At 42.7% G+C, this 12,231-nt stretch carries 10 protein-coding genes; 6 read left to right on the top strand and 4 right to left on the bottom strand.

What is annotated here, in order from left to right; all coding sequences use genetic code 11:
• Window positions 1-4: 4 nt before the first annotated feature.
• From rdgB to B0185_RS00715, 3 genes are read left to right on the top strand one after another with little or no spacing between them, the layout of a single operon-like run.
• Window positions 5-607, top strand: coding sequence for an RdgB/HAM1 family non-canonical purine NTP pyrophosphatase (gene rdgB, locus B0185_RS00725; protein ID WP_005705908.1), 603 nt, complete (start codon window positions 5-7; stop codon window positions 605-607).
• Window positions 604-924, top strand: a complete 321-nt coding sequence (locus B0185_RS00720) for a YbjQ family protein (protein ID WP_005705916.1) — start codon at window positions 604-606, stop codon at window positions 922-924. The genes rdgB and B0185_RS00720 overlap by 4 nt, the downstream gene beginning before the upstream one ends.
• A 5-nt stretch (window positions 925-929) precedes the next feature.
• Window positions 930-1,385, top strand: coding sequence for a YcgN family cysteine cluster protein (locus tag B0185_RS00715; protein ID WP_039863074.1), 456 nt, complete (start codon window positions 930-932; stop codon window positions 1,383-1,385).
• A 39-nt stretch (window positions 1,386-1,424) separates the two neighbouring features.
• On the opposite strand, the gene sucD is transcribed toward B0185_RS00715, so the two are convergent.
• Both sucD and sucC read right to left on the bottom strand, forming a co-directional pair.
• Complete coding sequence (gene sucD / locus B0185_RS00710) at window positions 1,425-2,294, bottom strand: succinate--CoA ligase subunit alpha (protein WP_005705890.1); 870 nt, start codon at window positions 2,292-2,294, stop codon at window positions 1,425-1,427.
• 26 nt (window positions 2,295-2,320) lie between these two features.
• A complete protein-coding gene (sucC, locus tag B0185_RS00705) occupies window positions 2,321-3,487 on the bottom strand; it encodes an ADP-forming succinate--CoA ligase subunit beta (protein WP_005705899.1) in 1,167 nt (388 codons plus the stop codon).
• Window positions 3,488-3,649: 162 nt separating this feature from the next.
• Here sucC and pepB point away from each other — a divergent pair, with 162 nt between their 5' ends.
• From pepB to B0185_RS00690, 3 genes are all read left to right on the top strand, one after another.
• The gene (pepB, locus tag B0185_RS00700) at window positions 3,650-4,945 is read left to right on the top strand and encodes an aminopeptidase PepB (protein ID WP_039863077.1); all 1,296 of its coding nucleotides are present in this window, start codon (window positions 3,650-3,652) and stop codon (window positions 4,943-4,945) included.
• Between the two features lie 8 nt (window positions 4,946-4,953).
• The gene (greB, locus tag B0185_RS00695) at window positions 4,954-5,442 is read left to right on the top strand and encodes a transcription elongation factor GreB (RefSeq protein WP_005705891.1); all 489 of its coding nucleotides are present in this window, start codon (window positions 4,954-4,956) and stop codon (window positions 5,440-5,442) included.
• Between the two features lie 161 nt (window positions 5,443-5,603).
• Window positions 5,604-7,097, top strand: a complete 1,494-nt coding sequence (locus B0185_RS00690) for a PTS transporter subunit EIIC (RefSeq protein ID WP_005705872.1) — start codon at window positions 5,604-5,606, stop codon at window positions 7,095-7,097.
• Window positions 7,098-7,161: 64 nt separating this feature from the next.
• Here the strand turns inward: B0185_RS00690 and priA are convergent, their stop codons facing one another.
• Both priA and gyrA read right to left on the bottom strand, forming a co-directional pair.
• A complete protein-coding gene (priA, locus tag B0185_RS00685; protein ID WP_005705881.1) occupies window positions 7,162-9,375 on the bottom strand; it encodes a primosomal protein N' in 2,214 nt (737 codons plus the stop codon).
• 56 nt (window positions 9,376-9,431) lie between these two features.
• Window positions 9,432-12,119 (bottom strand): DNA topoisomerase (ATP-hydrolyzing) subunit A, encoded by a 2,688-nt coding sequence (gyrA, locus tag B0185_RS00680; RefSeq protein WP_005705922.1) that lies wholly within the window; start codon window positions 12,117-12,119, stop codon window positions 9,432-9,434.
• Window positions 12,120-12,231: the final 112 nt, after the last annotated feature.

The raw sequence follows: 12,231 nt of genomic DNA, 5'->3' as shown, positions 1-12,231 counted from the left end.
CAAAATGCAAAAAATAAAAGTCGTCCTTGCAACGGGCAACCAAGGCAAAGTAAAAGAGATGGCAGATGTATTGGCACAATTCGGTTTTGATGTGGTGGCTCAATCTGAATTTGGCATCCAAAGCCCAGAAGAAACAGGCTTAACCTTTGTTGAAAATGCGTTATTAAAAGCCCGTTATGCGGCAAAAATCACGGGGTTACCCACCATTGCTGACGATTCTGGCTTATCGGTTAAAGCCTTAAATGGTGCACCTGGTTTATATTCTGCACGTTATGCGGGTGAAGAGGGAAACGATGAGGCGAATCGTCAAAAATTGTTGCGTGAAATGGCATCCGTGCCGGCTCAAGACCGCCAAGCTAAATTTGTCAGCTGTATCGTCTTTTTAAATTACGAAACCGACCCCACTCCGAAAATTGCAATTGGCGAATGTTTTGGGGAAATCTTAACCGAAGAACGCGGCACAAACGGCTTTGGTTATGATTCGCTCTTCTTCTATCCACCGAAAAATTGCAGTTTTGCTGAATTAGAAACAGCGGAGAAGAAAAAAATCTCGCATCGTGCCATTGCTCTGGCTCAATTAAAAGCACAATTTGAGGACTCAAAATGATCATCACAACAACGCCCACGATTGAAGGAAAACGTATTAAAGAATATAAGGGCTTAGTGTTTGGCGAAGTGGTTTCTGGTGCGAATTTTATTCGTGATTTCTTCGCTAGCATTACCGATGTGATTGGCGGGCGTTCAGGTGTTTATGAAAGCAAACTGAACAAATCGCGCCAAGAGGCTTTAGATGAGTTAGCAGAAGAAGCACGTAAGGTAGGGGCGAATGCCGTGGTGGGGGTCTCGCTTGAATATCAATCTATGGGCGGCGATAAGAGTATGTTTATCGTGGTTGCAACAGGCACGGCAGTTGTCGCGGAATAGGGGGGATTTTGCAAAAAAATACCGAAATTGAACCGTTTTTCTGGCAGAAAAAGTCGCTACTTGAAATGAACGATGCCGAGTGGGAAGCGTTGTGTGATGGCTGCGGGAAATGTTGTTATCGTAAATATATTCAAGGGCGAGGCAAGCGTGAACGCCTTTATTATACCCGTGTGGCGTGTAATCTTTTAAATGTGAATACGGGGCGTTGTATGCACTATGCTAATCGCTTTAAGCGAGAGCCAGATTGTACTAAACTAACTAAGAAAAATCTGCCCGATTTTGGCTGGCTACCGAAAACCTGTGCTTATCGTTTACTTTATGAAGGGAAGTCTCTGTTTGATTGGCACCCGCTGATTTCTCACGATCCTGAATCAGTGAAAAAAGCAAATATTCTCATTCCCGAAGGTATCCATGAAAAAGAGGTGATTGATTGGTTTGAGTTTGTGATTGATGAGGTTTAATCTTATAAGAGGGAGTTTAGACTCCCTCTCTGATTCTCTTTAGCCTAAGCGAGCTCTCAACGCCTTACCTATTTCCGCTAAACTTCTTACACAAGTAACACCTGCTGCTTCTAAGGCTTGGAACTTCTCTTCTGCTGTGCCTTTACCACCGCTGATGATTGCACCCGCGTGCCCCATTCGTTTGCCTTTTGGTGCGGTTGCACCTGCAATATAGCTTACCACGGGTTTGGTCACGTGTGCTTTTATAAATTGAGCCGCTTCTTCTTCCGCAGAACCGCCAATTTCGCCAATCATCACTATAGCTTCGGTTTCTGGATCATCTTGGAACAGACGTAAAATATCAATAAAACTGGAACCTGGAATCGGGTCGCCACCAATGCCTACGCAAGTGGATTGCCCAAAGCCTTCGTCTGTCGTCTGTTTAACCGCTTCATAGGTCAGCGTGCCCGAACGCGATACAATACCAATTTTGCCTTTTTTATGAATACTGGCAGGCATAATCCCCATTTTGCATTCATCAGGCGTAATAATTCCAGGGCAATTTGGGCCAATCATTCGCACGTCTGTCTCGTTTAATTTTTGTTTAATGACAAGCATATCCAGCGTTGGAATACCTTCGGTAATACACACAATCAGCTGAATACCTGCATCAATAGCCTCTAAAATCGCATCTTTACAACCGCTGGCAGGTACGTAAATAATGGTTGCAGTTGCCCCTGTTTTTTCAACTGCTTCTCGCACCGTATTAAACACAGGCAAACCTAAATGTGTTGTGCCACCTTTATTTGGTGAAACGCCTCCAACTAATTGCGTGCCGTAGGCTAAAGCCTGCTCGCTGTGAAATGTGCCTTGACTGCCCGTGAAACCTTGGCAAATCACTCTGGTATTTTTATCAATTAAAATCGCCATTTTCTATCCTTTCTCTTTTTTAGTCTTTACGCTTGATTTGCAAAATTCACGGCAGAAATCGCCGCTTGTGTTAAGGTTTCAGCAACCGTTAGATTCAGCCTGCTTTTTGCTAAAATGGCTCTGCCTTGCTCCGCATTCGTACCTTCTAAACGCACCACTACAGGCACGTTTACGCCCACTTCATTTACCGCAGAAATAATCCCCTCGGCAATTAGATCACAACGTACAATGCCGCCAAAAATATTAACAAGCACTGCTTTTACTTGGCTGTCGGATAAAATCAATTTAAATGCTTCAGCAACACGTTCTTTAGTTGCACCACCGCCCACATCAAGGAAATTCGCAGGTTCGCCACCTTGTAATTTGATCATATCCATGGTTCCCATCGCAAGCCCTGCACCATTTACCATACAGCCGATATTGCCTTTCAGAGCGACGTAATTCAATTCCCATTGAGAAGCATAGGCTTCACGAGGATCTTCTTGGCTCTCATCTTCAAGTGCTTTCAGTTCAGGGTGACGATAAAGAGCATTGTTGTCAATAACCGCTTTAGCATCTAAACAGATGAGGTTTTGCTGTTTGGTCACCACCAACGGATTCACTTCAAGCAAAGCAAGATCTTTTTCAAGGAATAATTTAGCAAGATTCAGGAAAATCGCGGTAAATTGTTTGATTTCTGTCCCTTTCAAACCAAGCTTAAACGCAAGTTCACGTGCTTGGAAGGGTTGAGCGTTAGTGAGAGGATCGAGGCTAATTTTATGGATAAGCTCAGGCGTATTTCTAGCGATCTCTTCAATCTCCATTCCGCCCGCACTGGATGCCATAAACACCACTTTTTGCGAGCTACGGCCAATCACCGCCCCAAGATAAAGTTCACGCTCAATCTCGCAAGTTTCTTCCACATAAATGGTATTTACGGGTAAGCCTTTGCTATCGGTTTGGAAGGTCACCATTCTTTTGCCTAACCATTGTTCCGCAAACTGGCGAGCTTGCTCGGCATTTTTTACTAACTTCACCCCACCTGCTTTACCTCGTCCTCCTGCGTGGATTTGGCATTTCACGGCAAAAATATTACCGTTTAGCTGGCTGAGAGCTTGCTCTGTTTCTTCAATAGAATGGCAGGCAATGCCACGATTGATAGGTAACCCGTATTGGCTAAAGAGTTGTTTTGCTTGATATTCGTGCAAATTCATATGCTTTTTTCCTGTATAGAGTAGGATTGTGTTTGAGATATTTTAGAAAGAATGGCTTGAGATTACCCGAAAATGAAGGAAAAATGAATAGGAACATTTAACAAATTCTTGTTAAAATTCGACCGCTTCATTCAATTTACAGAATAAGGAATAATTATGTCAATGCAAATCACCCTGTTAAATATGCCCGCATCTGAAAAGTGGGGCAAAAAAGCCATTCTTTCTGCCAATGAAAATGGAATGACGATTCATCTTAACGAGAAATCTGCGAGCGAAGCATTTATCACTATTCAGCAAGCCGCTCGTAAAATTAAAAATCAAGGCATTTTATCGGTAACGCTTGCAGGCAAGGGCTGGGATTTAGAACAATGCTGGGCATTTCATCAAGGATACGTCAGCGTGAAAAATGCCGGCACAGTACAATATCCCAATTTGGGCGAAGCACAAGCTGAATTTGATGCACGCCTTGAGTGCACCACATTTACACGCTCGATCATCAATAAGCCGTCTGACCAATTAACACCTGTACAATTAGCTGAACAAGCGGTCGAGTTTGTTACTCAACAAGCGGTTAAAAAAGGCTTGAATTCTGCAATTTCTGCGGAAATTATTTTAGGCGAAGATTTAAAAAAACAAGGTTATTCAGGCATTTGGACAGTAGGCAAAGGTTCTGAAAATCCACCCGCTTTCTTGGCGTTAGACTTCAACCCAACAGGCAAGGCAGATGAGCCTGTATTAGCCTGTTTAGTCGGCAAAGGCATCACCTTTGACACAGGCGGTTATAGCTTAAAACCAAGTGACTCAATGTCTACAATGCGTACCGATATGGGCGGTGCGGCAATGCTTACAGGTGCATTAGGTTTAGCGATTGCACAAGGCTTGCAAAAACGCGTGAAGCTCTATCTCTGCTGTGCGGAAAATATGGTTAGCCATAACGCCTTTAAATTGGGCGATATTATTACCTATCGTAATGGTGTTACAGCTGAAGTTTTAAACACCGATGCGGAAGGTCGTTTGGTGTTAGCTGATGGTTTAATTGAGGCAAGCAAGCAAAATGCACAGTTGATTTTAGATGCAGCAACACTCACAGGTGCTGCAAAAGTGGCGGTGGGGAATGATTATCACAGTGTGCTTTCAATGGATGAAAACTGGATTTCAGCATTATTCACTGCCGCAAAAAATCAAAATGAACCTTTCTGGCGTTTGCCATTTGAGCCGTTCCATCGAACACAAATTAGCTCAAACTTTGCGGATATTGCTAACATTGGTTCTGTGCCTGTTGGAGCGGGTGCAAGCACAGCTTGTGCATTTCTCTCTTATTTTGTGGAAAATTATCAACAAAATTGGTTACATATTGATGCTTCCGCTACCTTCCGTAAGACCGCAAGTGATTTATGGGCAGCGGGTGCAACAGGGCTTGGTGTAAGAACAGTAGCAAATTTATTGCTTAGTGCTTAGGAAAAAGAATGGCAAAATCAAATTATATTACCCGCTCAGGCTGGCAGATGTTAGACCAAGAGCTGAAATTCTTATGGAAAGAAGAACGCCCGAAAGTGACCCAAGCCGTTTCTGATGCAGCTGCCCTTGGCGACCGCAGCGAAAATGCAGAATACATCTACGGCAAACGTCGTTTGCGTGAAATCGACCGCCGCGTGCGTTTTCTTTCCAAGCGGTTAGAAGTGCTACAAATCGTCGATTACCATCCGCAACAAGAGGGCAAAGTCTTTTTTGGTGCTTGGGTGGAATTAGAAAACGAAGCGGGTGAGATTGCAGAATATCGCATCGTGGGATGCGATGAATTTGACCCTGCGAAAAACTGGATTTCGATTGATTCACCCGTTGCCCGAGCTTTAATTGGTAAACAGGAAGATGATGAAATTACCGTCCAAACGCCAACGGGTAAAGTGATGTGGTTTATTAACCGTATTTGGTACGAAAAAGCGGGATTATATTGATGTAGTAAGAGGTGAATTTTCTGCAAAGTTTTGCAAGAAATTCACCGCTTGTTTTTTATAAAATGTGATCTTCATCACATTTTTTCACGACGAGTTGGAGTAATATTCCCTTAAAGTACTAAATTTATTAAGGAAATAAACATACATGCTAGGAGGCAAATATGTTTAAACAACTTCAACAAGTCGGCAAGGCATTTATGTTGCCGATTGCCATTCTTCCTGCCGCAGGTTTATTACTCGGTATTGGTGGGGCTTTATCGAACAAAGCGACGGTGCAGGCGTATCCCATTTTGGATAATTCATTGTTGCAAGGCATTTTCCAAATTATGTCGGCAGCGGGTTCGGTGGTGTTTGGTAACCTTGCCTTATTACTTTGCATTGGGCTAGGGATTGGCTTGGCAAAACGTGATAAAGGCGTGGCAGCCTTAGCAACGGTGGTTGGTTATTTGATTATGACAGGCACAATTGCCGCTCTTATTCCGCTCTTCTCACCTGAAACGAAAAGTATTGACACGGGTGTAATCGGCGCACTCGTGATGGGATTGATTACTGTTAAACTTCACAATAAATATCACAATATTCAATTACCGCAAATTTTGGGCTTCTTTGGTGGTTCACGTTTTGTACCCATTGTGACTGCATTTTCAGCTATTTTTGTAGGGGCGATCTTCTTCCTCATTTGGCCGACATTCCAAAATTGGTTAGTTTCAGCAGGTGAACATATTGCCTCAATGGGTGCCGTCGGCACTTTCTTCTACGGTTTCTTAATGCGTTTATGTGGAGCGGTTGGCTTACACCATATGATCTACCCATTATTCTGGTACACCGAATTAGGTGGTACAGAAATGGTCAATGGCGAAATGTTTGTTGGTGCTCAAAAAATCTTCTTTGCTCAACTAGCCGATCCTAACCATCAAGGTTTATTCACAGAGGGAACCCGTTTCTTCGCTGGTCGTTTTGATACGATGATGTTTGGTTTACCAGCATCTTGTTTAGCAATGTATCACTGCGTGCCAAAAGCACGTCGTAAAGCAATTGGTGGTTTATTCTTAGGTGCAGCTCTAACCTCATTCATTACAGGGATCACCGAACCGATTGAGTTTATGTTCCTCTTCGTCGCACCATGGCTTTATGTATTCCACGCCTTCTTAGATGGAGTTTCTTTCTATATCGCAGATATTCTCAATATCTCTATCGGTAACACCTTCTCAGGTGGTTTTATCGACTTCTTGCTATTCGGTATCTTGCAAGGCAATGCGAACACTAACTGGATTGAAGTGGTGATTGTAGGCGTATTCTGGGCTGCACTTTACTACTTCAGTTTCCGCTTCTTAATTACCAAATTCAATGTAATGACGCCAGGTCGCGGTGAAGAGCAAGAAGAAGTAATAGAGCAACAAACTTCATCTTTAACAGAGAACGCTCACGAAATCATTAAAGCCTTAGGCAATGCAGAGAATATCGAAAATGTGGATGCATGTATTACACGCTTACGTGTTGCAGTAAAAGATGTGAAATTAGTCAATAAAGCTCGCTTAAAAGCATTGGGGGCTATTGATGTGCTAGAAGTTGGTGGAGGCATCCAAGCGGTTTACGGTGCAAAAGCCGTGCTTTATAAAAGCGAAGTGAACCAAATTTTGGGGTGTGAGGATTGACGTGTCAGCAAATTCGAATTTTAGATAATGAATGGAATGGCGAGGTTAACTCGCCATTTTGTTGCTAACTAATGTCTTGCGGATCAATATCCATCGCTAGCTTAATTGAGCTTGGTACTGTTATTTGTTCCTTTTCAGCATCAAACATATTCAGCAATTTTTGCAAAGCCATTCGGGATGGGTGTTGAATAAGCAGTAACCAACGGTAATAGCCAGCTTTTTTCGCAAGCGGTGCAGCAAAAGGTGGGCGAATTTGCAAGTCTTGCAAGGCTAAATCATTTGCTTTTTGGGCAAAGAAATTTGCCATCTCTTGCAAAAATTGTACCGCTTGTTCGCTGTTTTTGCTCGTCGCTTTAAACAGCACTTGCGAGGAGAATGGCGGAAGCATCATCAATTGACGCATTTTTAGTGCTTCTCCTGCAAAAGCTTCGTAACCCTTTTCCACTAAATTTTTTAGCAAAGGATGGTCTGGATAATGTGTTTGTAAAACGACTTCCCCCTGTTTTTCAGCTCGCCCTGCCCTCCCTGAAACTTGTAAATAAAGTTGGGCTAAACGCTCTTCGGCTCTAAAATCAGTTGAAAACAGTGCTGAATCCACGTTGATAATCGCCACCAAAGTCACATTCGGAAAGTGATGCCCTTTTGCAAGCATCTGTGTGCCAATCAAAATCTGGCTTTTGCCCTCACGAATATCGTTGAGATGCGTTTCTAATGCTCCTTTGCGAGCGGTTGAATCGCGATCGATACGGCTAATTTTATAATCGGGGAATTGTTCGCTAAGTACTTGTTCAAGCTGTTCCGTGCCTAAGCCAGTTGTTACTAAATTGGTTGAACCGCAATGACCACATTGGCGAGGAATAATCCGTTGCGAAGAGCAGTGATGACAACGCAACACACGTTGTTTTTGGTGGTACGTGTAGGGTTTATCGCATGCTTCACACTGGCATATCCAACCACATTCGTGGCAGAGCAACACAGGGGCGAAACCGCGGCGGTTCAAAAATAGCATCACTTGGTTGCCTTTGTCTAAATGAGATTTCATTTTAGCAAATAGCTGCTCTGAAAGCCCTGCTGTCACTCGTTGTGTTTTTAAGTCAATGATCTGTTGCTTGACCGGCTCTGCATTACCCGCTCTAGCGGTTAAAGTAAGCTCAGTAAACTTACCTTTCTGTACATTTTGCACGCTTTCTAAACTTGGTGTGGCTGAACCTAAAATAATTGGAATCGCAAGATTTTTTGCTCGAATGACCGCTAAATCACGAGCGTGATAACGCCAGCCTTCTTGCTGTTTGAACGAGCTATCGTGTTCTTCATCAATAATAATTAAGCCCAGATTTTGGAATTGAGTGAAAAGTGCTGAGCGCGTGCCAATCACAATTGCACTCTCACCATTTCTTGCACGAAGCCACGCATTCAGGCGTTCAGTCTCATTCATATTGGAATGCAGCACATCCATTTCTACATTAAAACGAGCTTTAAAACGCTGAATAGTTTGCGGTGTTAAACCAATTTCAGGCACCAGCACAAGTACCTGCTCGCCACGATTAAGTGCACTTTCAATTGTCTGCAAATAGATTTCAGTTTTTCCAGAACCTGTCACACCATTGAGCAAAAAAGTTTCAAACCCGTTGCGAATACTCAAACGGCTGACGACTAAAGTCTGTTGCTTATTCAATACCAAGCGATTTGAGCTATTCACAAGAGGTCGATTTCCCAATTTTTCTTGCCAAGATTGGGGAATAAATAGCATATCGACTTTTTCGATGAAGCCTTTTTCAATCAATCCTTTCCACGCGGAGGGGCTACAAGCGGTCGGTTTTTCAAACAAATTTGCCAATTGTGCCAATTCATTTAGCAAATCTTGCTGCTTTTTCGCCCGCTTAAGCTCACCTAATTCAAGAGCGGAATATCCGAGTTCAGAGACAATAAAATAGTCTGGCTGAGTACGCTCGGTTGAATCACCTTGACGAAGTTTTACAGGTAACGCACTAGTCAATACTTCTCCAATTGGAGCGTGGTAATAGCTCGAAGCCCAGTTGAGTAGTTTAAATATCTCTTCATCAAAAATTGGTTCTAAATCTAACACTGCTTTGATGGGTTTAAGTTTTTCGACAGGAATGTCACTTGTTTCAGGAAAATCAATCACAATGCCGACTTTGGTTTGTGAACCAAAAGGCACGCTGACTCTCGCTCCTTTTGTCACAGAGAAAAAATCAGGCAAAAGGTAGTCGAAATAGCGATTTAACGGTACGGGTAAAGCAACGCGGATTAGTTTCATAGCTATATATAAAAATAAACCCTGTACTAAACAGGGTTTGTAACTTATTTAAAAAATTACTCTTCAGTCGTCTCAGAACGGTTTTCTGTTTCTGTTCCCTCTGAGTGTTCAATTTCATCGTCCTCTTCAGGCTCACAAATACGTTCAAGACTCACGACTTGCTCATCTTCTGCGGTACGAATAATGCGAACACCTTGCGTATTACGACCAACCAGGCTTACTTCTGAAACACGAGTGCGAACTAATGTGCCTGCATCGGTAATCAACATAATTTGGTCAGTTTCTTCTACTTGAACGGCTGCAACTACTTTGCCGTTACGTTCGTTCACTTTAATTGAAACTACGCCTTTGGTTGCACGTGATTTCACAGGGTATTCCACAAGCACCGTACGTTTACCATAGCCGTTTTGTGTGACGGTTAATATATCGCCTTCAGCGCGTGGAATGACGAGTGAAACGACTTTATCAGTGTTGAGGTTGATGCTTTCATCGTTCTCTTCGCTTTCGATATCAACGATTTCCGCTTCTTCCACGTCATCACTGATTTCTTTGGTTGCCAGTTTAATGCCGCGAACACCTGTTGCAGCTCGCCCCATTGCACGTACCGCTTTTTCTTCGAAACGAACCACACGACCTTGTGCAGAGAACAACATAATTTCGCTTTCGCCGTTGGTAATATCAACACCGATAAGTTCATCGCCATCACGCAGTGTTAGTGCAATGAGACCGTTCGCACGCACATTGCTAAATGCATCTAATGCGACTTTCTTCACTACGCCACTTGCGGTTGCCATAAAGACGAATTTATCTGCCGAGAATTCGCCATTTGGAATTGGTAAAATCGCTGTAATACGCTCATTTTCTTCTTTCACAAGCGGTAGAATATTCACAATTGGTGTACCACGTGCCCCACGGCTAGCTTGTGGTAATTGATACACCTTCAATTGATATAAACGACCACGGCTTGAGAAGCAAAGGATAGTGTCGTGGGTATTTGCCACCAATAATTTCTCGATGAAGTCATCTTCTTTCATCTTCGTGGCTGATTTACCTTTACCGCCACGGCGTTGTGCTTCATAGTCTGAAAGTGGTTGATATTTCACATAACCTGCGTGAGAAAGTGTGACTACGACATCTTCTTGGGCGATTAAGTCTTCAATATTAATATCACCTGATGCAGCAGTTATTTCAGTACGACGCTCATCTCCGAAAGAGGATTTTACCGTTTCGAGTTCTTCACGGATCACTTCCATTAAGCGTTCAGCGTTGTTTAGAATGTGTAATAATTCTGCAATTTCAGTGAGTAATTCTTTGTATTCATCAACGATTTTTTCGTGCTCTAAACCAGTTAAACGATGTAAGCGTAACTCTAAAATCGCACGTGCTTGTACTTCTGATAAGTAATATTCACCATCACGCACGCCTAAATGTTCAGGGAGATCTTCAGGGCGAGATGCATCCCCACCTACTGCATCCAACATTGCTGTAACATTACCTAACGCCCAAGAACGAGAAAGCAAGCCTTCACGTGCTTCATCTGCTGTTTTAGAGTGGCGGATTAACTCAATAACGGGATCGATATTTGCTAATGCAATTGCCAAGCCTTCTAAGATATGTGCTCTTTCGCGTGCTTTACGAAGTTCAAAAATAGTACGACGTGTAACTACTTCACGGCGGTGTTTGATAAAGGCAGCAATGATCTGCTTTAGGTTCAACACTTTTGGCTGACCGTTGTCTAGTGCGACCATATTGATACCAAAAGTCACCTGCATTTGGGTAAGTGCATAAAGGTGATTTAGTACTACTTCAGCTACTGCATCAGATTTCACTTTAATCTCAATTTTAATGCCTGAGCGTTGTGATAAATCCTTAACCTCTGAAATACCAGTAATTTTCTTTTCGTCTGAAAGTTCTTCAATTTTTTTTACTAAGTCAGCTTTATTGACTTGGTAAGGTAGTTCTGAAACGATGATTGTTTCAGCTCCTTTTGCACTCGTTTCAATGGTTGCTTTTGCTCGCACGTAAACTTTACCACGACCTGTATGGTAAGCATCTACAATTCCTTTACGACCATTGATTAATGCTCCTGTTGGGAAATCAGGACCTGGAATGTATTGCATTAACTCATCAATCGAAATTTCTTCATTTTCGATATAGGCTAAGCAGCCATCTAATACTTCATTTAAATTGTGTGGTGGAATGTTGGTCGCCATACCAACCGCAATCCCTGATGAACCATTCACTAATAACGCAGGAATTTTGGTTGGAAGCACGTCGGGGATCATCTCTTTGCCATCATAGTTTGGCGAGAAATCGACAGTTTCTTTATCTAAATCAGTGAGCAATTCCTGAGTGATTTTTTGCATACGCACTTCGGTATAACGCATAGCAGCGGCTGCGTCGCCATCAATTGAACCAAAGTTACCTTGCCCATCGACTAACATATAACGAAGTGAGAATGGCTGTGCCATACGCACAATAGTGTCATACACTGCGGAGTCACCGTGTGGGTGGTATTTACCGATTACATCCCCCACAACACGAGCTGATTTTACGTGTGGGCGGTTAAATGTGTTGCTATTTCTATCCATTGAGAATAACACACGACGGTGAACGGGTTTTAATCCATCACGTACATCTGGCAATGCACGTCCAACAATTACGGACATAGCATAGTCGAGATAAGACGTTTTAAGTTCGTCTTCGATACTGACGGGGGTAATATCTTTGGCTAATTCGCTCATTGAAATTTCCTAATCATATTTAAAAAAGAATGTCTTAAATCATAAGGCTAAAATTGAGCAAGATTATAGCATAAAAAGCTGATAAAAGAGCGATTTTATTCCGTGTATCTTC

It is taken from the genome of Haemophilus parahaemolyticus, assembly GCF_002015035.1.
In the GTDB taxonomy this organism is placed as follows: domain Bacteria; phylum Pseudomonadota; class Gammaproteobacteria; order Enterobacterales; family Pasteurellaceae; genus Haemophilus_A; species Haemophilus_A parahaemolyticus.
This window is presented reverse-complemented; position numbering and strand designations above follow the sequence as displayed.